We start from the raw sequence: 21,613 nt of genomic DNA, 5'->3' as shown, positions 1-21,613 counted from the left end.
GCACATGCTAGACTCGCGGCATGAAAAAACGCGCACCTCACAAAGGCCCCGCACGGGGCAAATCCTCAGCCCCCTCGCGCTCTGGCAAGGCAGGGCCAGCGGGGCGTCTGCGAATCATCGGCGGACGTTTCAAGCGCCGCCTGCTGACCGTGATCGAGGCGCCCGGCCTGCGGCCGACGCCAGACCGCGTTCGCGAGACACTCTACAACTGGCTCGGCTTTCATGTCGGTGGCGCCAGAGTACTGGATCTGTTCGCCGGCAGCGGCGCACTGGGACTCGAGGCGCTGTCACGGGAGGCAGCCCAGGTCACCTTCGTGGAACGCGAGAGCCGTGTCGCTCGGGCGCTGGCCGACAACATCACGACCCTGAGCAATGAAGGCCCGCTGCCGGCGACGGTCATCACCGCCGACGTGATCCACTGGCTACAGAGCGGCACCCCGCCCGAGGAGGGCGTGGATCTGGTCCTGCTCGACCCGCCCTTCCGGCTCGGACTCGCCGCCGAGAGCTGCGAGCTGCTCGAGTCGCGGGGCTGGTTGAAGGATGGCGCCATGATCTATCTGGAAGTCGAGGCGGAGCTGACGCCTCAGGTCCCCGCCAACTGGCAGCTGCATCGCGAGAGCCGCGCCGGCGACAGTCACGGACGCCTCTATCGACGCCAGCAACCGGCCTAAGCACCTTTCGCGCTTGTGTCGATAAAGGCAGCATCGTAGTCTGCCTGCAGGCGGGTATCGCTGCGCCGTTCCGGCAGGGACTGCCGGGGTGGCCGATCTTCATCGCACCAGCATTCACCGCATACTTTTACCGCCCTCAACGAACACCCTCGAGCCCTTGGGGCCCGACAAGGAGATAGCATGAGCACTGAACTCTTTACCCAGCTTGAGCAGAAAGTCGGCCAGGCGATCGACTCCATCGAGATGCTGAAGATGGAAGTCGATGAGCTGAAGGAAGAAAACCAGCGTCTGAGCGACGCCAAGCAAGGCCAGGGCGAGGAACTGGAGCAGCTGCGTCAGGCCAATGCGCGCCTGCAGGAAGAGCGCGACCAGTGGGCGAGCCGTCTGGAAGGCTTGATCGCCCGCTTCAGCGAGAACGAGAGCGAGACCCAGAGCGCCTGATCACTCTGGCCTTGCACGACAACGCCGCCGACAGTCTCCTGTCGGCGGCGTTGTCGTCTCTGTCAGCAGTCGCTTGCGATGTGCCCCAGAAGGCCAGCCTCTGAAGAGACGTCCTGCCGGCACCTCACTCCAGTGACAGCGACATCAGCAGCGCATCTTCGCGAGTTCCCGAGGGCGCAGGAGGCAAGGCCGGGTAGTAGCCGCGCCGCACGCCATCCACATGGAATCCGGCATGCGCATAGAGCGCACGCGCCGCGTCATTGCCTGCGCGCACCTCCAGCAACAGGCGCTCCAGCCCCGTGGCATGATGCCATTGTCTGGCGCGCTCGATCGCCGCCTGCAACAGGGCCCGCCCGATGCCCTGACCGCGCAGGTCAGCATGCACGGTGATCGCCTCGATCTCGGCCTCGAAAGGGCCGCGCGCCAGTACCACGAATCCCGCCAGCCGCTCAGGCGTGGCTGGCGCATGCCAGCCAAGAATGCAGCGTGAGGCATCGCTGAGCACATCCGCCAGCTGGCATCTGGAGAGCCCATGCGCCTGGGTACTCTCGATGGCCTGCAATGCCGCCAGCGTCGCATCGTCCAGCACCAGCTTGCGCACCGCGCCCGTCTCGCCGTCGGCCCCGCTCATGACGACATGCCTTCCGTCATCCCGCGGGACCACGCCTTTCCCCAGCGAATCAGCAGCGGCCACAGCTGGCGCTTGGCATCACTGGAGCGCGCCAGCGTGGCAAGCTCGGGCCCCTGCCAGACGGGAATGTCCAGCAGGCTTGAGGTTTCGGCGTCTCCCGAGGAGGAGGTGATGCCCAGCACCTCACGCAGGGTCGCGCAGTCTTCGCGATTGCCGAAGATCAGGACCCGCTCGGGCTGCCAATCACGACGTGCGGGGCCATTCAGGAAGGCCCGCAATCCCTCCCGAGCCTCATCCAGCGGTGCACTGGCCTTGAGGTTCGCGAGCAATGGCCAGCGGAAGTGACTGAACGTCAGGTCTGTCGTCGGCGTGATGCCTGCCGCCCGCCACAATGCCTTCAGCAACGCCTCGCCTTCCAGATGCGGCGCCTCATCACCGGGCAACATGACCAACCAGCGTCCGTCGAGTGCTGCCAGCTGTACGCTGAATCGCAGCGGCGGCTGGTCGGCCGGAGGCGTGACCTGCGCCTCGACCACTGTCTCCGTCGTCGCCTGAGTAGGTGGCGTCCCCCAGGAGGCCGTGCTGCTTGACTCGTCCCCCGTCGCCTCGCGGGTCTGCACGGCCGTGGCCACGGAGGCCTCGGCCGGCGCCATGCCCAGAAGGGCGCGCGCACTGGCGGCAGGCGATGGTCCCGGTGCTCGCGCAGGAGCCGGCTCCGCCTGCGGCGAGCTCACCGTCGGTTGCGGCGCCTCTTCAATCAGCGCATGCAGACGTGCCTGAGGTGCCACCGGCTCAGCCACCACCGGCTCTGGCCATTCACAGGCCTCGGTGGGCAGCGCATTGGGCAGCTGATAGCGACCGACCCAGGCGGTCAGGCCCATGGCGTCCAGGTATTGCAGGCGTTGCGGTTCAGAGGTCATGGTCAGTGCTTGCCACCGCCCAGGCAGTTGGGGGATTCGGGAATCTCACCGCCGCGCGCCGTCCATTGCTGCGGGGTATACAGATGCAACGCCAGCGCGTGGACAGGGCCGGCGAGCTCTTCATCCAGCAGGGCGTACAACAGCTGGTGACGCTTGACCGGCATCAGGCCGTCAAAGCGCTCGCTGACCAGCGTGACCTTGAAGTGCGTCTCGGAATTGGCCGGCACGCTATGCATGTGGCTCTCGTTGACGACCTCGACCATCAGCGGGTCGAGCGTCGCTAGCTTGCTTTCTATCCGGGCCTGGACGCTCATGCGCGATCTCCTTGAATGGGGCAGCCGCCGAGCGGATGGACGGCAGGTGAAATGAAACGACATGTCGGGAAAAGGGCGCTCCACGTGACAGGTACCGCGTGGCAGATACCGGGTGACAGACACCAAGGGGAAAGCCGCCACGGGGAAAGCCGCCACAGAACGCAAATGGCCCCGAGCACATTGCCCGAGGCCATTGTAACGCCTGTCGCGCTGACTGACAGCGCCGTCACGTCAACAGACGGCGCGCGACGGACTCAATCGAGATCCGCCAGCAGCTCGTCGTCCACTTCGCAGACTTCCAGCGGCGCCTCGTCATCCAGGTCAACGGCCAGGTAGCTGTGCTCGACGGTCAGGAAGCGCTCGAACAGCGCCTTGTCCATCGGCTCCGGCCAATGGCGGGTGTCTTCCTCCCAGGCGCGCAGCTCGCTTTCCAGCACGTCCAGCCAGCGCTCGGACACGAAGCCATCCAGCGCTTCGCGAGTGTCCATCTCGGGAATCAGGTAGACGGTACTCTCCTGATTGACATCCTCCAGCGCCAGATCCTCACCTCCCTCACCTTCGGATTCCAGCGAGTTGATCCAGTCGACAAACGCCTGGGTCGGCTTGACGCTCAGGGCGGAACGGTTAAGCAGCTTCATTCTGCACTCTCCAGGACATTCAGGGGACAATTCCCAAGGCAGGACACCGCCATCGTGGGTGGCTCGACACAGCCGGCACACGCTCTCGCACGGTAGACCTCGACGATACTGTCATCAGCTTCAGCACCATGAAACGGCTGACTGACAGGACGCCGACCATTATGGCCGCTCGCAGGCAACAAAGCCAAGCACCGCCTCGCCTCATCCGTGACGATTGCGCCTCGGCCACCGCTCGTCGTCAGCCAATGTCGCCCTGCAGAGACCACGACGCCCCCGATCGAGGATCGGAGGCGTCGCAAGTGCCATCAGCGTAGTTCGTCACGATGACTCACCACGGGAGGCGAGCAGCGCGATCAGCCCTGTTGCGGACGCATCGCCGGGAACAGCAGCACATCGCGGATGGAGGCGCTGTCGGTCAGCAGCATCACCAGACGGTCGATGCCGATGCCTTCACCCGCCGTCGGCGGCATGCCGTATTCCAGCGCGCGCACGTAGTCGGCGTCGTAGAACATGGCTTCGTCATCCCCGGCATCCTTCTCGGCCACCTGAGCCTGGAAGCGCTCGGCCTGATCTTCGGCGTCATTGAGCTCCGAGAAGCCATTGGCGATCTCGCGGCCACCGACGAAGAACTCGAAGCGATCGGTCACGTGCGGGTTGGCATCGTTGCGACGCGCCAGCGGGCTGACTTCGGCCGGGTACTCGGTGATGAAGGTCGGCTGGTCGAGACGGTGCTCGGCGACGGCTTCGAAGATCTCGGTCTCGAGCTTGCCCAGCCCCCAGATCGGCTTGACCTGGATACCGAGACGCTCCGCCGTGGCACGCGCGGCGTCGTAATCGGCCAGGTCGGCTTCGGTGATGCCGTCGCCATACTTGATGATCGACTCACGCATGGTCATCTGGATGAACGGCTGGCTCAGGTCGTACTCGCTGCCCTGACAGGTGATCTGCGTAGTGCCGAGCACTTCCTGGGCTGCGGTGCGGATCATGTCTTCGGTCAGCGCGATCAGGTCACGGTAGTCCGCATAGGCCCAGTAGAACTCGAGCATGGTGAACTCGGGATTGTGACGCGTCGACAGCCCTTCGTTGCGGAAGTTGCGGTTGATCTCGAACACGCGCTCGAAGCCACCCACCACCAGACGCTTCAGGTACAGCTCCGGGGCGATGCGCAGGTACATTTCCATGTCCAGCGCATTGTGGTGCGTGATGAACGGACGCGCGGTCGCGCCGCCCGGAATCTGCTGCAGCATCGGCGTCTCGACTTCCATGAAGCCGCGGTCACTGAGGAAACGGCGGATGGAGGCGACGATGCCGGCACGCAGCGCGAAGGTGCGGCGTGACTGCTCGTTCATGATCAGGTCGACATAGCGCTGGCGATAGCGCATTTCCTGGTCGGACAGACCATGGAACTTGTCCGGCAGCGGACGCAGGTTCTTGGTCATCAGCTGGGCGCTTTCGATCATGACGTACAGATCGCCCTTGCCGGACTTGTGCACTGGGCCACTGGCACCGACGATGTCGCCGATGTCCCAGCCCTTGATGTCCTCGAGCAGCGCTTCCGGCAGGCCCTTCTTGTCGACATAGAGCTGAATCTGGCCGGAGACTTCCTGCAACACGATGAAGGGGCCACGCTTGCGCATGATGCGCCCGGCGACGGCGGCCTTGCGGTCCAGCGTCTCCAGCTCGGCCTTGTCCTTCTCGCCCAGCTCCGCCTGCAGGTCAGCGGCGAGGCTGTCACGACGGAAGTCATTCGGGAAGGCGCTCTTGCCTTCGGCGGCGGCCTGCTCACGGCGGGCACTCAGCTTGGCGCGACGTTCGGCGATCAGGCGATTCTCTTCCTGAGCCTGTTCGGCGGCCTGCTGCTCATCAATGGCGGGGGTCTGCTCTGTCGACATGGAGGGGCCTGTCTCGTATCAAAGGGTCATGGCCAAAGCCACGACAGATCAAGATCAGCCTGGGGATAGCGCATCAGGACTGATCGCGATTCGGGAATTCGTGGCCTCCGCCGGCGATACCGGCGGAGGCGAATGGGCGCTGGTTCGCGAGTCTCCTCGCGATCAGAGCCCCATCTTGAGGCTGGCGACGATGAAGTCATCGAGATCGCCGTCGAGCACCTTGTCACAGTTGCTCGACTGGACACCGGTCCGCAGGTCCTTGATGCGCTGGTCATCGAGGACGTAGGAGCGGATCTGGCTGCCCCAACCGATGTCGGACTTGGAGTCCTCGAGTTCCTGCTTGGCGGCGTTGCGCTTCTGCATCTCGGCTTCGTAGATACGCGCCTTCAGCATCTTCATGGCGCGGTCACGGTTGGAGTGCTGGCTGCGCTCGGTCTGGCAGGCCGCCACGATCCCTGTCGGGATGTGTGTGATACGTACCGCGGAGTCGGTGGTGTTGACGTGCTGACCACCGGCACCGGAGGAGCGATAGGTATCGGTGCGCAGATCGGCCGGATTGATGTCGATCTCGATGTTGTCATCGATTTCCGGCGACACGAACACGGACGCGAACGAGGTGTGACGACGGCCGCCGGAGTCGAAGGGACTCTTGCGCACCAGACGGTGCACACCCAGCTCGGTGCGCAGCCAACCGAAGGCATAGTCGCCCTCGATGTGAATGGTGGCGGACTTGATGCCAGCGACTTCACCGGCACTCGCCTCGACGATCTCGGTCTTGAAGCCGTGATGCTCGGCCCAGCGCAGGTACATGCGCAGCAGCATGTTGCCCCAGTCCTGAGCTTCGGTACCACCGGAGCCGGCCTGGATATCGAGGTAGGCGTTGTTGGCATCCATGTCACCGGAGAACATCCGGCGGAACTCGAGCTTCTCGAGACTGGCCTTGAGCTGATCCAGCTCGCGGACGACTTCGTCCACGGTGCCTTCATCCTCTTCCTCGACCGCCATCTCCAGCAGGTCAGCGCAGTCGGACAGGCCGTTGCTCATGTCGTCGAGGGTCTTGACGACCAGCTCCAGCGACGCACGCTCCTTGCCGAGTTTCTGCGCGTATTCCGGGTCATTCCAGACATCCGGATTCTCGAGTTCGCGAGTGACTTCCTCTAGCCGATCCTGCTTTTCGGCATAGTCAAAGATACCCCCTCAGGACTTCTGCCCTTTCGGACAGGTCCTTGATGAGGTTGGTGATCGGATTGATCTCTTGCATGGTCGTCCTGTCTTGAGGCGATGATGCGTGAATGGGGCGCGACAGCCCTGTCGAAGGGGACAGCCTGCGAGACGTTGTCCACTGGACACCTGCGCAGATCGACAGCGCGCGAAGCCCGATATTGTAGCCATTTCCCGGCGTGGCGACCATGCCCGCCCCATCATCCGTGGCCAGGTGGCCGAAGGACGCTCTCGGGTATCCGTCACGCTGCCCGCCAGCCGGCAGCTGCCTGCCTTCCATGCGACTGCGACCAAAGTCATTCAAACGGCTGTCAGCCCCGGAACGCCCGATTTTCCGTGCCTTGCATGGCGATCATCGAATGCATGCATGAGCTATCCATTTTTTAACATGGACAGCAGACAGGAAAAGACTCGATGGTAGAAGGCATCACTCGTATTCCCCCTAACAACAATAGCGAGCCTCCCTACCATGGCACTACTGCACTCCTCGTCTCATGCGCCGGCCCTCCCCAAGCGCTTCGCGCTCAAGCGACTGGCAAGCTCCCTGCTGCTGGCCGGGAGCATCGCCGCTTCCCCGGGCCTCATGGCCGATACGCTCAAGCTGGCGATCATAGGAGAGCCGGCCTCGCTGGACCCGCAGCAGATCTCCGGCACCTGGGAAAATGACGTGGTGGGCGATCTCTTCGAGGGGCTGGTCACCGAAGCCGCCGATGGCGAGCGCATCCCCGGCGCGGCCGAGTCATGGCAGATTTCCGATGACGGCAAGACCTATACCTTCACGCTGCGCCAGGACGGCAAGTGGTCTGACGGTGAGCCGGTGACCGCCGAGGACTTCGTGTACGCGCTCAAGCGCATCATGACACCCGAGAACGCCTCGGATTACGCCTACATCCTGTATCCGATCAAGAATGCCAAGGCCATCAACAGCGGCGAGGCCGAGCCGGATACCCTCGGCGTGCGAGCCGTGGATGACCACACTCTCGAGATCACCCTCGAGCGCCCGACGCCCTACTTCCTGGACCAGCTCTCGCATTACACCGCCTACCCGCTGCCGAAACATGTGGTGGAGAAGTACGGCAAGGACTGGACCGACCCCGGCAAGATGGTCTCCAACGGCGCCTTCGAGCTGAGCGAGTGGCAGCCGCAGACCCGCATCGTCGCGCTCAAGAATCCTGAATTCCACGATGCCAAGGAGGTCGCGCTGGATGAGGTGATCTACTACCCCATCGAGGAGCGCAACAGCGCCCTGAAGCGCTTCCGTGCCGGCGAGATCGACATCGCACGCGAATTCCCCACCCAGCAATACGGCTGGCTGAAGGACAATCTGTCGGACGCCACCCACGTCGCGCCCTACCTAGGTATCTACTACTACGTGCTCAATTCACGCGACGGCCATGCCACGGCAGACCCGCGGGTGCGCGAGGCGCTCAACCTCTCCATCCGCCGCAACATCATCACCGACAAGATTCTCGGCACCGGCGAAGTGCCGGCCTACAGCTTCGTGCCCACCGGCGTGAACCACTACGACATCCAGGAGATGCCCTTCAAGGACATGTCGATGGATGAACGCATGCAGAAGGCCAGGTCTCTGATGGAGGACGCCGGCTACGGCCCGGACAACCCGCTGGAGCTGACCCTGCGCTACAACACCAGCGAAGACCACAAGAAGGTGGCCATTGCCGCCGCCGCGATGTGGAAGCCGCTGGGCGTGAAGGTCAATCTGCTGAATGCCGAGGTCGCGGTGCACTACGAGGACATGCGCCAGGGCAAGTTCGATGTCGGTCGCGCCGGCTGGATCGGCGATTACAACGACGCCCAGAACTTCCTCAACCTGCTGGAAACCGGCGTGCCCAACAATTACGGCGCCTATTCCAACAAGGCGCTGGATGACGACATGCAAAAGGCCGCCGATACCCTCGACATGGATGACCGAGAGGCCCTGATGCAGGACGCCGAGCGCAAGGCGCTGGATGACTACGCCGTGTTGCCGATCTACTACTACGTGTCACGCAACCTGGTGAATCCCAAGCTCAGCGGCTGGCAGGGCAACATCGAGGATATCCACCGCTCGCGCTGGGTCTCGTTCTCCGAGTGAGGCGAGCCAGCTGAGCCTCTGACCAGGCTCGCCGCTCTCTCGAATGTCATGGGTTCACGCGGCTGTCCACCAGGGCAGCCGCGTGGCATCTGCCAAGGATGGCACCAGAAGATGCCGTCGCGCCCCACCGGCGTGACAAGGAGTCGACGCATGTCCCCCACTTCCTCGATGCAATGCGCGGCAAGCCTCGGCGCAGGCCTGCTGCTGTCCGTTCTCTCCGTGTCCATGAGCGCTTCCAGCAGCGCCATGGCCGCACAATCCACCAGCTCCACAAGCCCCGCAAGCCAGGACGAACAGATCCTGCGCATCGCCAACGGCGCCGAACCCGGCTCGCTGGACCCGCAACAGACCAGCGGCACCTGGGAGACACGCATCGTGCGTGATCTGTTCGAGCCGCTGATCGCCTACTCCGCCGACGGCGAGCTGATTCCCGGGCTGGCAGAGCGCTGGGAGTCGTCCGCCGATGGACGGATCTGGACCTTCCATCTGCGCGCGGGGCTTGAGTGGTCAGACGGCACGCCGTTGACCGCCGTGGATGCGGTCTTTGCGCTGCGCCGCCTGCTGACACCGGCTACCGCGGCCCACAACGCGACCCTCTACTACCCGATCGTCAATGCCCGCGCGGTGAATACCGGCGCGCTGCCCCCGGATCAGCTCGGCGTGGCCGCGCCCGATGCGCAGACGCTCACCATCACGCTCAATCATCCGTCGACAACACTGGCGCAGACGCTGGCGATGAGCGAAGCCGCCCCGCTGCCACGCCATGTCATCGTGGCCAATGGCGCTGACTGGACGCGGCCGGCCAACATGGTCACCTCGGGCGCCTTCGTGCTCAAGGAATGGGCGCCGCAGTCGCATATCACGCTGACACCCAACGCGCGCTATCACGGCGCACAGAACGTCACTCTCGACGAGGTGGTCTACCTGCCCATCGAGGAGAGCCATGCCGCGCTCAATCGCTTCCGTGCGGGTGAAGTCGAGATCGCCTACGGCGTACCCGCCAGCCACTACGCCTGGATTCAGGACAATCTGGCCGAGGCCCTGCACACCTACCCGATCCTCGGCGAGTACTTCTATGTCTTCAATCTGCGCGAGGGCTCGCCCGTGGCGGACCGGCGCATTCGTCGTGCGCTGAACCTGGCCACGCGTCGTGAGGTGATCACCGAGCGCATTCTCGGCATGGGCCAGATCCCCTCCTGGCATTTCGTGCCCGAGGCGTTGAGTGAACATCAGGGCGCGCGCTTCGACTTCGCTGACTGGTCGATGGACCGGCGCATGGCGAAGGCCCGCGAGCTGATGGCAGACGCGGGCTACGGGCCAGACCACCCGCTTGAGCTGACCCTGCGCTACAACACCCTGGAAGACCACAAGAAGATCGCCGTGGCCCTGGGGGCGATGTGGAAGCCGCTGGGCGTGCACGTGACGCTGACCAATACCGAGGCCGCGGTGCATTACCGGGATCTGGCGCTGGGCGATTTCGAGGTCGGCCGTTACGGCATGATCGCCACCATCGCCGATGCCTACGACTTCCTGAACGCCTTCAGCAGCGACAATACCTCCAACGCACCCGGGCTCAGCTCACCGGCCTACGATGCGCTGATCGAGGCGGCGGCCCGCGAGGGCGATGACGATGCTCGCCGGCAACAACTGCACGATGCCGAGCAGTATCTGCTCGACCACGATGTGGTGCTGCCGCTCTACGACTACGTCACCTCCAGCCTCGTGACCCCCGCCATCAGCGGCTGGGCCCCCAACGCGCTGGACGTTCACCCGAGTCGCTATCTGCATATCGACTCCTCGCACTGACCGATGACAACCACCCATAACAACGACACACCCGGGCAGCGGCCCGAACGGAGCACTGGATGCTGAGCTACACCCTCAAACGGTTGCTGCAGGCGATTCCCACCCTGCTGATCGTGATCACCCTGTCGTTCTTCCTGATGCGGGTCGCCCCGGGCGGCCCCTTCGATGGCGAACGCCGCCTGCCGCCGGAAATCGAGCAGAACCTGCGCGCGGCCTATCACCTGGATGAACCGCTGCCGATGCAGTACATCCGCTATCTGGGTGATCTGGTACAGGGCGATCTCGGCCCGTCCTTCAAGTACAAGGACTTCGACGTCAGCGAGCTGATCAGCCAGGGCTTCCCGGCCAGCCTGGAGCTGGGCATGTGGGCGATCCTGGCCGCGCTGCTGATCGGGGTGCCGCTGGGGGTGATCGCGGCCATCCGGCGCAACTCGACGGCGGATTACGTGGTGATGAGTACTGCGCTGGCGGGGATCGCGGTGCCCAATTTCGTGATCGCCCCGCTGCTGGCGCTGGTGTTCGGCGTGCTGCTCGGCTGGTTGCCGGCCGGCGGCTGGAACGGTGGCGCCTGGCAGAACCTGCTGCTGCCGGTGGTGGCGCTCTCCATCCAGCAGATCGCCTACATCGCCCGCATGATGCGCGCCAGCATGATCGAGGTGCTCGGCAGTCACTACATCCGCACCGCCCGCGCCAAGGGCCTGAGCGAGTGGAAGGTGATTCTGCGCCATGCATTGCGACCGGCGATGCTGCCGGTGGTCTCCTACCTCGGCCCGGCCATCGCCGGCATCATCACCGGCTCGGTGGTGATCGAGCAGATCTTCGGCATTCCCGGCATCGGCCGCTATTTCGTGCAGGGTGCGCTCAATCGTGACTACACCCTGGTGATGGGCACGGTGGTCTTCTATGGCGCCTTGATCCTGCTGCTCAACCTGATCGTCGATCTGCTCTACAGCATGCTCGACCCGCAGATCCGCTACGACGACTGACCCGAGGCCCTGACATGTCACAGACAACTCCCGCCCCCCACGGCACCGGCGCTGCCAGTGCCTTCGACGGCCAGCCCCCTGCGGCACCGGCAGGCGACAGCCTGACCCGCGATGCCTGGCGTCGTCTCAAGCAGAACCGCGCCGCTATGTGCAGTCTGGTGGTGATGACCCTCGTCGTGCTGGCCTGCCTGATCGGCCCATGGCTGACGCCCTTCGAACTCGACGAGGTCGACTGGAACGCCATCGGCACCGGCCCGGACCTGGCCTCCGGCCACATCTTCGGCACCGACGTCAACGGCCGTGACCTGCTGACCCGTACCCTGCATGGCGGTCAGATCTCGCTGTCGGTGGCGCTGGTCGCCACCTTCGTCAGTCTGGTGATCGGCGTGCTCTACGGCGCCGTCTCCGGCTATTTCGGCGGGCGCACCGACAACCTGATGATGCGCTTCGTCGACATCATGTATTCGCTGCCGTTCATGTTCCTGGTGATCCTGCTGATGGTGGTGTTCGGTCGCAACATCTTCCTGATCTACGCCGCCATCGGTGCGGTGGAGTGGCTGGACATGTCGCGCATCGTGCGCGGCCAGGTGCTGGCACTCAAGAAGCGCGAATTCGTCGAGGCGGCGCATGCACTCGGCGTGCGTGATCTGCAGGTCGTGACGCGTCACCTGATTCCGAACGCGCTGGGCCCGGTGATCGTCTACGTCACGCTGACGGTGCCCAAGGTCATCCTGCTGGAGAGCTTCCTGTCATTCCTCGGGCTTGGCGTGCAGGAACCGCTGACCTCCTGGGGCGTGTTGATCTCCGAAGGCAAGGACATGATGGAGACCGCGCCCTGGATGCTGCTGGTGCCCTCGGCCTTCCTCGCCGCGACCCTGTTCTGCCTCAACTTCCTCGGCGATGGCCTGCGTGACGCCCTCGACCCCAAGACTCGCTGAACCGGAGCGCTGATCATGACCTCTTCACCTTCACCCTCCGGCACCGCCTCCAGCCTGCCGCCAGCGCGCAACGCCGCCGACCAGGCTCGCGCCGACACCCTGACTCGCCTGGGACTGGCGGCCGAGGCGCCGGGCACGCCGCCGCTGATGGAAGTCGATGACCTCAAGGTCGACTTCCAGCTGCCGGACGGCGCGGTACCCGCCGTCAAGGGCGTCAGTTTCACCCTCAACAAGGGCGAGACGCTGGCGCTGGTCGGCGAGTCCGGTTCTGGCAAGTCGGTCACGTCCACCGCCATCCTGCGTCTGCTGCCGGAACTCGCCGAGATCAAGGGCGCCATCCGCCTGCGCGGCGAAGACCTGCTGAGTGCCTCGACGCGGCGCATGCGCGAGCTGCGCGGCAACCGCATCGCCACCGTCTTCCAGGAGCCGATGACCTCGCTCAACCCGCTGCATCGCATCGGGCGCCAGATCATCGAGGTACTGGCACTGCATCGTGACCTCAAGGGCCGCGCGGCCCGTCACAAGGCGCTGGAGCTGCTGGAGCAGGTCGGCATCCCGGAACCGGCGCGACGTATCGACAGCTATCCCCATGAGCTGTCCGGTGGTCAGCGTCAGCGCGTGATGATCGCCATCGCGCTGGCCTGCGAGCCGGACCTGCTGATCGCCGATGAGCCGACCACCGCGCTGGATGTCACGGTGCAGGCGCAGATCCTGCGGCTGCTCAAGTCGCTGCAGCAACGCTACGGCATGGCGATCCTGTTCATCACCCACGACCTGAGCATCGTGCGCCACTTCGCGGACCGCGTCTGCGTGATGCGCCACGGCGAGCTGCTGGAGACCGGCACCACCCACGAGGTCTTCGACAACCCGCAGCACGCCTACACCCGCATGCTGATCGATGCCGAACCGGCCGGCGAGAAGGCCGCGGTGGCGGCGGATGCGCCGGTGCTGCTCTCGGCACGCGATGTGCGCGTCAGCTTCACCATCAAGCGGCCGCTGTTCGGCCCCAAGGTCGCCTTCGAGGCGGTTCGCGGCATCGATCTCGAGGTCCGTCGTGGCCAGACCATCGGCATCGTCGGCGAGTCCGGTTCCGGCAAGTCCACGCTGGGTCGTGCCCTGCTGCGCCTGCTCAAGAGCCAGGGCAACATCGACTTCGATGGCGTGGACATCGCCGCGCTGGACAAGTCCGGCATGCGACCGCTGCGCTCACGCATGCAGGTCGTCTTCCAGGACCCCTTCGGCTCCCTGTCGCCGCGCCTGACCGTGGGCGAGATCATCAGCGAAGGCCTGCGCGTGCATCATCCGGAGCTCAATCGCGCCCAACGCGACGCACAGGTCTGTGAGGCACTCTGTGAGGTCAGCCTCGACCCCGGCATGCGCAATCGCTATCCGCATGAATTCTCCGGCGGCCAGCGCCAGCGTATCGCCATCGCTCGCGCCCTGGTGCTCAAGCCGGAATTCCTGTTGCTGGATGAGCCGACCTCAGCGCTGGATCGCTCGGTACAGGTCACGGTGATCGACCTGCTGCGCGACCTGCAGGCGCGTCATGGCCTGACATACCTGTTCATCAGCCATGACCTGGCGGTCGTGCGTGCACTGTCAGACCACCTCATCGTGATGAAGGAAGGCGAGGTGGTGGAAAGCGGCAGTACCCACGCCATCTTCGAGGCGCCCCGTGAGCATTACACCCGTGAATTGATGCAGGCTGCCTTCGCCCCGGATCTGGGCCAGGCGCACCACTGACACCCTGAACACGACGACATGCCTGATGGGCGCTTCGGCGCCCATCAAGACCCCGCTTTGCCTGAGAAAAGGCTCAGGCAAGGGCAGCCGAGTCGGTCACGCGAATCGACATTGGCTGCCAACCGGGTGCGTGCACCCGACCGAGGCCGGAGCAGGATGCTCCGGCATTCCCCACACCGATGGAAAGACATGCACAGGATGACGATGCAACCTACAACAACAGCCAGCATCCCCCTTCTCACTCACCCTCGTCTGCGTCACGCGATTGGCGCAGCCCTGCTCGGCACGGGACTGCTGAGCATGAGCCCCATGGCTCAGGCCATCGAGGTCTACAAGACGGATACCGACCGCGTCGAGTTCAGTGGCCGCCTGGCGGCGTTTGCCGTGATCCAGGATGGCGCACACGATGAGATCTACAACGGTGGCTCGCGGATTCGCCTGATCCACGAGCATCAGTTCCAGCAAGGCTGGAGCTCGATCATCCGGGCCGAATGGGGTTTCGACCCCTGGTTCAAGGATGGCACCGATGCTCACTACAAGCGCATGCTCTACGCTGGGGCGGCACACGAGAAATGGGGCAGCTTCACGGTCGGCAAGCAGTATGGTCCCTGGTACGACATGGTGGCCGTCAACACCGACTGGTTCTGGATCAATGGTGGCGAGGCGTCCGGTACCTTCGAAGGCCGCAGCGGAGATGGTGGTCTGCATGGCACGGGACGCCCGGACAACTCGCTGTACTGGAAGAAGGGTTTCGGAGAGTTCACCGTCGGCCTGCTCTACCAGCTCAGTCATGATGGCCAGCACAGCAACGAGACCTCGCTCTTCGAGGACGGCGTCTTCACCACCGAGACCGAGTACTCAGGCTATGAGCGCGACTACAGCTATGAAGCCGCGCTCAACTGGCATCCGAACGAGGACGTCACGGTGGGCGGGGTCTTCCACCATACGGAGCTGAGCGACTACGAGAGCGGCAACAGCGAGAACGGCGATGTCGATGCCTGGTTGCTCGGCGGTCACTGGTCGCCGGGCAACTGGTACATCGCGCTCGTCGGCGGGGAATATCGCAACCACATCGCCGGCAGCACCCTGGACTCCTCGGAAGCCTTCGTCGACAAGGCGCGCGGCGCGGAATTCGTGGTCAACTACAAGTTCAAGGAGGTCATATGGGACGATGACAGCGTCGAGCTCTACGGCGGCCTGAACCACCTGGAAGACACCGACAGCGAAGCCCGCTACGCCTATCAGATCCTGGGCGCGGCCTGGCGGGTCAAGGACCTGACGCTGGCCACCGAGTATCGCTTCGACAACAGCCGCCAGTCAGACGGCAGCGAGTACAGTGCTGACCGGGACCAGCTGATGTTCCTGGCACGCTACGACTTCTGATCGTCATGTCAGACGCTGGTGACGGACCGCCGATGCTCGCGCTGAGGCGATGGTCCCGCCCCTGCCGGATGGCCTCCGGCAGGGGCAACAAAAAACGCCCGGTCATGTGACCGGGCGTTTCTGTATTGGTTGTCCTGAGATCCGCTCAGCGTTTCAGCTGCTTACGTACTCAGAAGCGATAGGTCGCGCCGAGACCGAAGCCATGCGCTTCATTCTCGTAATCGGCTTCATAGGTCCCACGGTTGGGCTCGCTCAGGCTGACGGTGGCCGTCTCTTCCCACAGGTAGGTGTAGGCCATGTCGATGGTCAGCTCCGGCATCGGCGTCCAGCCGGCCCCCAGCGAGAAGATGGTGCGATCCCCGGACGGGATACGCGCGCTGCGATGCTCATCCACGGTCGGGCTGTCATCGAAGGCCATGCCGGTACGCAGCACCCACTGCGGATTGAGCTGATAGCTCAGACCGACCGCATACTGCCAGCTGTCCTCGTAGCCCTGCTCCTCGACGATGTCGTTCATGTTGTCGACTTCCACCGCGATCTCGTCGAAGCGGCTCCAGTGCACCCAGGTCACGCCCGCCATCAGCGTCCAGCGGTCATCCAGCTTGTGCGTCACGGAGAAGTCGATGCTTTCCGGCAAGGTCACGTCCAGCGACGCATCCTGCTCGGTATTCGCGAAGCCCGTGCCAGTGAAGACATTGTTGTACTTGGCCTCGCCTTCCAGGCTGTAGTCGACCTTGGAGCGATAGGACAGACCGAGACGGGTACTTTCCACCGGCTGGAAGATGACCCCGACGTTGTAGCCCCAGGCGGCATCGTCGCCCTTGATCTTGACCTTGCCATCCCCTGCGCCGACATCGACAGTATTCGACGTCAGCTCACCCTTGATGCTGTTGTAGGTCACACCGGCGCCGATGGCCCACTTGTCATTGATGCGGTAGGAGATGGTCGGCTGGGCGGTGACCACCTCGACTTCACTGTAATTGGCGAAATAACGGCCACGGAAATCAGAGCCATAATCGGTGATCACACCAAAGGGCGCATAGACCCCGAAGCCCAGCGCGACCTGATCGTTCATCGGTTGCACGTAATAGAAGGAAGGCACTGCCGCCCCCGGCACCATGTCGCCGTCATCTCCGCCAGAGACTGGCCGACCGAGTGCATCATTCGCGCTGGCGACATCAATATCGGTATTGACGTCCAGATAGGTCACCCCACCGGTGATCTGGGCGCGATCCAGGAAGGACATCCCAGCCGGGTTGCCGAAGACGGTGGAAGCATCGTTGGCATTCGAGGCGCGCCCGGCGAAGGACGTCCCCTGAGTGCTGACGCTCTGCTCGTTGAGCTGGAAGGCCCCCGCGTGAACGCCACCGGCATAAGCCGTGGCAGCCGCTGCCAGCGCGACCCCGAGGGTGAGTTTGTTCATCTTGTTTTTCATTATGGATGGCGTCCCATTGCAGGTGGCTTGGAGAGCTGCATGTTGTTGTTATCGTTCGTTGATGCATAGCCCTGACACCTACGTTTTGGGCGAGTCGCCCGTTCAAGTCAAGGGCGAACGTTTGTTTGAATAGGGAGATTTCTAGTATTTGGGGAACTTTCATTCATGTCTGCACTGTCATCGTGTTGCTAACCCCATGTCCTGGCGATCATTTAGCGTCTGTTCGCCAGCGTTTAAAACATGGCGGGGCTCTCGCCTTCCTCTCTAGCCTATTGGTCGAACATCAGGTTTTTCGTATGTAGTGGGTCGCTTGACCTATGTCCTGCACATAGGTCTTACACTGAGGATCATTCACGGAACATTGGCTGCCGACAGACCTTCAGAGCAGCCGAATGCTCTCTCCGCCACTCTTGATCACCAGGAGATGATGCAATGAAAGTCGCTGAACTGGCCCGCGAGGGAAACGTCACCGCCGAAACCGTTCGCCATTACACCCGCCAGGGCCTGATCACGGCTCGGCGCGATCCCGTCAACAACTACCAGCGCTTCGATGAGCAGGCGCTGGTACGTCTCAAGTTCATCAGCCAGGCACGCCAGTTGGGCTTCAGCCTTGCCGATATCAAGCAGATTCTGCAGCAGGCTGACCAGCATGACTCCCCCTGCCCCATGGTGAGAGACCTGCTCAAGGAACATCTGCCCCGAGTGCGTGAGCGCATCCGCGAGCTGGAAGCCCTGGCAGAGCGCATGGAGCATGCCATGGAGAGCTGGCAGGACATGCCGGACGGCGTGCCGGATGGCAACAGCGTGTGCTGCCTGATCGAGGGGCAATCGTTCCCGCCCCCCTCAGAAGAGAACGGAACGTACACCCCTGACACCGGGAGGACCTCATGAGCCACGACCCCATTGCCACGATCAGCGTGATGAACACTGACGGCATCAGCTGCCAGGGGTGTGTCACCAGGATTCGCAAGGCCTTGCTGGCACAGGATGATCAGGCCGAACTGGTCGGCGCTCCCCAGGCCCAGCTGCTGCTGGTACACACGAGGCTGGGTGAGGAAGGAGTGGCGAAGGTGGCGCAGGACAGCGGCTATCCGCTCACCCCGGCAGCACCGGCCACCCCTGCGAACCTCGAGATCAACGTCTACGGCATGCACTGCCAGAAATGCGTCGCCAAGCTGCGCAATGCCATTCAGCACTGGGATTCGGCAGCGACCGTCAGCGGTACGCCGGCAGACAACGTCCTGCAGGTCTCCAGCTGGCTGCCGGAAGCCTTGCTTGAGCGTCTTGTCGTCGAGGCGGGCTATGCATTGGAACCTCCTGCCGAGGGCGACACATCAGGGGATCTCACTGAGTCCGACGACACCACGGAGGATCACGCAACGGCGGCTCCAACGGCAGCAGAACCCTCTCCGGCCAGCCCGACGGATAGCGAAAGTCTTGAGCTCTCGCTGTCCGGCATTACCTGCGCCAGCTGTGTCGCCACTATCCAGAAGACACTGGATGGGCTGGATGGCGTGGAACATGCCGAGGTCAACTTCGCTTCGCGCACGGCACAGGTCAAAAGCCAGCTTGCGACCACCGAGATCATCGCGGCCATCGAAGACGTGGGATATGGGGCCAGCGTGGTGAAAGACCCGGGCGCCAATGACGCGCAACAGCAGGAAGAGGCTGACCAGGAATATCGCTCTCGCATCCGTGACAGCGTGCTGTCACTGGGCATCGGTATCCCGCTGATGATCAGCATGTTCTTCCATCATCCCGGCTTCGAAGGTCTCGAACGTGGAGTGTGGCTGGCCATCGGGGTCGCGGTGCTGGGTGTGCTCGCCACCGCAGGACGCAACTTCTTCACCAGCGCCTGGAAGGCCTTCACCCATCATCAGGCCAACATGGACACGCTGGTGGCACTCGGTACCGGGGCGGCATGGCTCTATTCCATGGGCGTGCTGATCTTCCCCGAGACGGTGCCCCAGGCGGCGCGAGGCCTCTACTTCGAAGCCTCGACCATGATCATCGGCCTGATCAGTCTTGGTCAGGCACTGGAGGTCAGAGCCCGCGGGCGTACACAGAAAGCACTGCGCGCGCTGCTGGATCTGCAGACCCGTACCGCTCGGGTCATTCGCGAGGGCGAAGAGCGCGAGATCGATGTCAACGACGTACGCAGCGGTGACCACGTGCGCATTCGCCCCGGTGAGCGCATCCCGGTGGATGGCAAGGTGATCGAAGGACAGAGCCACATCGATGAATCGATGTTGAGCGGTGAGCCGCTGGCTGTCTCACGTGGTGTCGGCGATGACGTGGCTGCCGGCACGCTCAACACGCGTGGCAGTCTGGTCTTCGAGGTCGAGCGCATCGGCAGCGAGACACGCCTGGGCCGCATCATCAGTCAGGTGCGTCAGGCGCAGAACTCGCGCCCCCCGATCGGACGGCTGGCCGATACCATCTCCGGCGTATTCGTGCCCAGCGTGATGATCATCGCCATTGTCGCGGCGCTTCTCTGGTTCAACGTCGGGCCCGCCCCGACTGGCGTGCATATGCTGGTGGTCGCGACGGCGGTTCTCGTCATCGCCTGCCCCTGTGCACTGGGTCTGGCGACGCCCATCTCGACCATGATCGGGGTCGGCAAGGCAGCGGAACATGGCGTGCTGGTGCGCAGCGGTGAGGCCCTGCAGACCGCCAGTCGCTTGACCGCACTCGTGGTCGACAAGACCGGTACCCTGACGCGCGGCAAGCCGGAAGTCACTGAAACGCATCGGGTCTCGGGGGAAAGCGAGCAGGAGGTGCTGGATGCCGCCCATGCCCTGGAGCGGGGCTCCGAGCACCCCCTGGCCACCGCGCTGCTGGCACATATCGAAGCACAGCGTCCCGAGGCCTCGCGCAGCAAGGCCTTCAATGACTACCAGACCATCAGCGGGCGCGGCATTCAGGCTCAGGACGATGCAGGCCGCACCTGGCGCATGGGCAATGCCGCCATGCTGGAGGATGCAGGTATCAGCCTTGCACCGCTGAGTGAGCAGATCACGTCGCTGGAAGACAATGCCCGCACCGTGATCCTGATGGCACGTGACGAGGCATTGATCGCCGTCTTCGGGCTGGCCGACCCGCTGCGTGACGATAGCCGCGACGCCATCGCTCGCCTGCATGCCGTTGGCCTCAAGGTGATCATGCTGACCGGTGACAATCAGCACACGGCCGCTGCCGTGGCCCGTGAGACCGGGATCGATGACTATCGTGCCGGCGTCTCACCGGATGACAAGCACGATGAGATCGCCCGCCTCCAACAGGAAGGCCATGTGGTGGGAATGGTCGGCGACGGCATCAATGATGCGCCGGCGCTGGCGCTGGCCGATGTCGGCTTCGCGATGGGTGAAGGTACTGATGTCGCCATCGAGACGGCCGGCATCACGCTGATGCAGCCCTCCCTGGCAGGGGTCGCGGACGCGATCGCGATCAGCCAGGCCACGCTGCGCAACATCAAGCAGAACCTGGTGGGTGCCTTCGGCTACAACCTGATCGGCATTCCGATTGCGGCAGGCATTCTCTATCCCTTCACCGGCATGCTGTTGTCGCCGGTGATCGCCGGGCTGGCCATGTCACTGTCTTCCGTGACGGTCGTGACGAACGCCAACCGCCTGCGGGGATTCACTCCCCCGGGGGCAGCTCGGTCACGTACGGACAGCACAGGAAATTCTTCCACCATGCCACAAGGAGAGTCAGCATGATCTGCATACTCGTCAATCTGATAGGGCTTGGCCTGATCGCTGCCATCGTCTGGTGGTTCTGGCTGGCCAGGTCATGAACCACGGCTCTGCCACTGATCCGTAGCACCTTCATTTGATCAGTGAAGGCAGCTCAAGACGCCCTGCCACGCACTGTGTGGCAGGGCGTCTTCGCGTCAGCCTCTAGCGGGTCCGATGTCCGCCAAGACCCTGCCGCTCTTCCGGGACAGCGCCATGTAACAGCGACAGTTGCCTCGTAAGACGGGACGCTCTCGCGCCGCCAGAGGGTGTGGACAACTTGTCTTCCTGGTTGGAGTCCACCTGTCCACACCCGCTCTCCCGGCGGTTCTGCATATCAGTGCGTCACTACCTTGACGAAGCGCCTCCCGCTTTACCGTACTCTGCCCACCTCGATGCCCCAACGCAGACCGCCCCTGCAGCAAGGCTGCAGGGGCGGTTCAGTATAAGTGCCTGACGAGCCTTGCATGACGGTCGTGGGGCGGCCACCCGCGATTCTTACAGGGAGAAACACCGTCCAGGCAGAGCTATCTCCTATCTCGCCCTTCTCACTCGCCCTTCTCACGCAGCGCGTGTACCTCTCCGAGCACGACTTTTTCTCACGCACAAAGAGAACCGCCCCTGCAGCTGGGCTACAGGGGCGGTTCGGTATAAGTGCCTGACGATGACCTACTCTCACATGGAGAAACTCCACACTACCATCGGCGCTAAGCGGTTTCACTTCCGAGTTCGGCATGGGATCGGGTGGTTCACGCTCGCTATGGT

General features: G+C 63.6%; 17 protein-coding genes and 1 rRNA gene. 10 read left to right on the top strand and 8 right to left on the bottom strand.

Annotation, left to right across the window (positions count from 1 at the left end; all coding sequences use genetic code 11):
- Positions 1-20: 20 nt before the first annotated feature.
- Both rsmD and zapB read left to right on the top strand, forming a co-directional pair.
- Complete coding sequence (rsmD, locus tag HXS65_RS14060) at positions 21-671, top strand: 16S rRNA (guanine(966)-N(2))-methyltransferase RsmD (protein ID WP_136939625.1); 651 nt, start codon at positions 21-23, stop codon at positions 669-671.
- Between the two features lie 180 nt (positions 672-851).
- Positions 852-1,112 carry a cell division protein ZapB gene (zapB, locus tag HXS65_RS14055; protein WP_077377738.1) on the top strand — a complete coding sequence of 87 codons (261 nt, stop codon included), beginning with the start codon at positions 852-854 and terminating at the stop codon, positions 1,110-1,112.
- A 124-nt stretch (positions 1,113-1,236) separates the two neighbouring features.
- On the opposite strand, the gene HXS65_RS14050 is transcribed toward zapB, so the two are convergent.
- The 6 genes from HXS65_RS14050 to prfB all read right to left on the bottom strand — a co-directional run bounded on the left by HXS65_RS14050 (position 1,237) and on the right by prfB (position 6,768).
- Positions 1,237-1,743 (bottom strand): GNAT family N-acetyltransferase, encoded by a 507-nt coding sequence (locus HXS65_RS14050; protein ID WP_084207799.1) that lies wholly within the window; start codon positions 1,741-1,743, stop codon positions 1,237-1,239.
- Positions 1,740-2,663: a hypothetical protein gene (locus tag HXS65_RS14045; protein WP_176494233.1), complete on the bottom strand. Its 924-nt coding sequence runs from the start codon at positions 2,661-2,663 to the stop codon at positions 1,740-1,742. Before HXS65_RS14045 ends, HXS65_RS14050 begins: the two co-directional genes overlap by 4 nt.
- Before the next feature lie 2 nt (positions 2,664-2,665).
- Positions 2,666-2,977: a BolA family transcriptional regulator gene (locus HXS65_RS14040; protein ID WP_077377728.1), complete on the bottom strand. Its 312-nt coding sequence runs from the start codon at positions 2,975-2,977 to the stop codon at positions 2,666-2,668.
- A gap of 254 nt (positions 2,978-3,231) precedes the next feature.
- Positions 3,232-3,615 (bottom strand): hypothetical protein, encoded by a 384-nt coding sequence (locus tag HXS65_RS14035; protein ID WP_084207797.1) that lies wholly within the window; start codon positions 3,613-3,615, stop codon positions 3,232-3,234.
- Between the two features lie 353 nt (positions 3,616-3,968).
- A complete protein-coding gene (gene lysS / locus HXS65_RS14030; RefSeq protein WP_176494232.1) occupies positions 3,969-5,507 on the bottom strand; it encodes a lysine--tRNA ligase in 1,539 nt (512 codons plus the stop codon).
- 162 nt (positions 5,508-5,669) lie between these two features.
- Positions 5,670-6,768 (bottom strand): peptide chain release factor 2 gene (gene prfB / locus HXS65_RS14025; protein ID WP_103751451.1). Its coding sequence is split into 2 segments (ribosomal slippage): positions 5,670-6,692 and positions 6,694-6,768, totalling 1,098 coding nucleotides; the frame shifts between segments, so codons are not numbered across the junction.
- 429 nt (positions 6,769-7,197) lie between these two features.
- On the opposite strand from prfB, the gene HXS65_RS14020 reads away from it, so the two are divergent.
- From HXS65_RS14020 to HXS65_RS13995, 6 genes are all read left to right on the top strand, one after another.
- Complete coding sequence (locus HXS65_RS14020; protein WP_176494231.1) at positions 7,198-8,823, top strand: peptide ABC transporter substrate-binding protein; 1,626 nt, start codon at positions 7,198-7,200, stop codon at positions 8,821-8,823.
- A gap of 150 nt (positions 8,824-8,973) precedes the next feature.
- Complete coding sequence (locus tag HXS65_RS14015) at positions 8,974-10,629, top strand: peptide ABC transporter substrate-binding protein (protein WP_255304526.1); 1,656 nt, start codon at positions 8,974-8,976, stop codon at positions 10,627-10,629.
- A 59-nt stretch (positions 10,630-10,688) separates the two neighbouring features.
- Positions 10,689-11,615: an oligopeptide ABC transporter permease OppB gene (gene oppB, locus HXS65_RS14010; protein WP_077377715.1), complete on the top strand. Its 927-nt coding sequence runs from the start codon at positions 10,689-10,691 to the stop codon at positions 11,613-11,615.
- 14 nt (positions 11,616-11,629) lie between these two features.
- Positions 11,630-12,553, top strand: a complete 924-nt coding sequence (locus tag HXS65_RS14005) for an ABC transporter permease (protein WP_084207794.1) — start codon at positions 11,630-11,632, stop codon at positions 12,551-12,553.
- 147 nt (positions 12,554-12,700) lie between these two features.
- Positions 12,701-14,296, top strand: a complete 1,596-nt coding sequence (locus tag HXS65_RS14000; protein ID WP_218015099.1) for an ABC transporter ATP-binding protein — start codon at positions 12,701-12,703, stop codon at positions 14,294-14,296.
- A 300-nt stretch (positions 14,297-14,596) separates the two neighbouring features.
- Positions 14,597-15,679, top strand: coding sequence for a porin (locus HXS65_RS13995; RefSeq protein ID WP_176494229.1), 1,083 nt, complete (start codon positions 14,597-14,599; stop codon positions 15,677-15,679).
- A 169-nt stretch (positions 15,680-15,848) separates the two neighbouring features.
- On the opposite strand, the gene HXS65_RS13990 is transcribed toward HXS65_RS13995, so the two are convergent.
- Positions 15,849-17,102 carry an OmpP1/FadL family transporter gene (locus HXS65_RS13990; RefSeq protein WP_240499638.1) on the bottom strand — a complete coding sequence of 418 codons (1,254 nt, stop codon included), beginning with the start codon at positions 17,100-17,102 and terminating at the stop codon, positions 15,849-15,851.
- A 444-nt stretch (positions 17,103-17,546) separates the two neighbouring features.
- Here HXS65_RS13990 and HXS65_RS13985 point away from each other — a divergent pair, with 444 nt between their 5' ends.
- Positions 17,547-18,005 (top strand): MerR family DNA-binding protein, encoded by a 459-nt coding sequence (locus tag HXS65_RS13985; RefSeq protein WP_077377703.1) that lies wholly within the window; start codon positions 17,547-17,549, stop codon positions 18,003-18,005.
- The gene (locus HXS65_RS13980; protein WP_308483188.1) at positions 18,002-20,833 is read left to right on the top strand and encodes a heavy metal translocating P-type ATPase; all 2,832 of its coding nucleotides are present in this window, start codon (positions 18,002-18,004) and stop codon (positions 20,831-20,833) included. Before HXS65_RS13985 ends, HXS65_RS13980 begins: the two co-directional genes overlap by 4 nt.
- 671 nt (positions 20,834-21,504) lie before the next feature.
- Here HXS65_RS13980 and rrf read toward each other — a convergent pair.
- Positions 21,505-21,613, bottom strand: a 5S ribosomal RNA gene (rrf, locus tag HXS65_RS13975); the annotation flags it as partial.

It is taken from the genome of Cobetia sp. 5-25-4-2, assembly GCF_013374075.1.
GTDB classification, from domain to species: Bacteria; Pseudomonadota; Gammaproteobacteria; order Pseudomonadales; family Halomonadaceae; genus Cobetia; species Cobetia marina.
The sequence above is the reverse complement of the archived record's forward strand: the minus strand, read 5'-3'. Positions and strand labels throughout refer to the sequence as shown.

Coding starts and splice junctions, on each gene's coding strand:
- rsmD (WP_136939625.1), top strand. CDS start 21: ATGAAAAAACGCGCACCTCACAAAGGCCCCGCACGGGGCAAATCCTCA.
- zapB (WP_077377738.1), top strand. CDS start 852: ATGAGCACTGAACTCTTTACCCAGCTTGAGCAGAAAGTCGGCCAGGCG.
- HXS65_RS14050 (WP_084207799.1), bottom strand. CDS start 1,743: ATGAGCGGGGCCGACGGCGAGACGGGCGCGGTGCGCAAGCTGGTGCTG.
- HXS65_RS14045 (WP_176494233.1), bottom strand. CDS start 2,663: ATGACCTCTGAACCGCAACGCCTGCAATACCTGGACGCCATGGGCCTG.
- HXS65_RS14040 (WP_077377728.1), bottom strand. CDS start 2,977: ATGAGCGTCCAGGCCCGGATAGAAAGCAAGCTAGCGACGCTCGACCCG.
- HXS65_RS14035 (WP_084207797.1), bottom strand. CDS start 3,615: ATGAAGCTGCTTAACCGTTCCGCCCTGAGCGTCAAGCCGACCCAGGCG.
- lysS (WP_176494232.1), bottom strand. CDS start 5,507: ATGTCGACAGAGCAGACCCCCGCCATTGATGAGCAGCAGGCCGCCGAA.
- HXS65_RS14020 (WP_176494231.1), top strand. CDS start 7,198: ATGGCACTACTGCACTCCTCGTCTCATGCGCCGGCCCTCCCCAAGCGC.
- HXS65_RS14015 (WP_255304526.1), top strand. CDS start 8,974: ATGTCCCCCACTTCCTCGATGCAATGCGCGGCAAGCCTCGGCGCAGGC.
- oppB (WP_077377715.1), top strand. CDS start 10,689: ATGCTGAGCTACACCCTCAAACGGTTGCTGCAGGCGATTCCCACCCTG.
- HXS65_RS14005 (WP_084207794.1), top strand. CDS start 11,630: ATGTCACAGACAACTCCCGCCCCCCACGGCACCGGCGCTGCCAGTGCC.
- HXS65_RS14000 (WP_218015099.1), top strand. CDS start 12,701: ATGGAAGTCGATGACCTCAAGGTCGACTTCCAGCTGCCGGACGGCGCG.
- HXS65_RS13995 (WP_176494229.1), top strand. CDS start 14,597: ATGAGCCCCATGGCTCAGGCCATCGAGGTCTACAAGACGGATACCGAC.
- HXS65_RS13990 (WP_240499638.1), bottom strand. CDS start 17,102: ATGAACAAACTCACCCTCGGGGTCGCGCTGGCAGCGGCTGCCACGGCT.
- HXS65_RS13985 (WP_077377703.1), top strand. CDS start 17,547: ATGAAAGTCGCTGAACTGGCCCGCGAGGGAAACGTCACCGCCGAAACC.
- HXS65_RS13980 (WP_308483188.1), top strand. CDS start 18,002: ATGAGCCACGACCCCATTGCCACGATCAGCGTGATGAACACTGACGGC.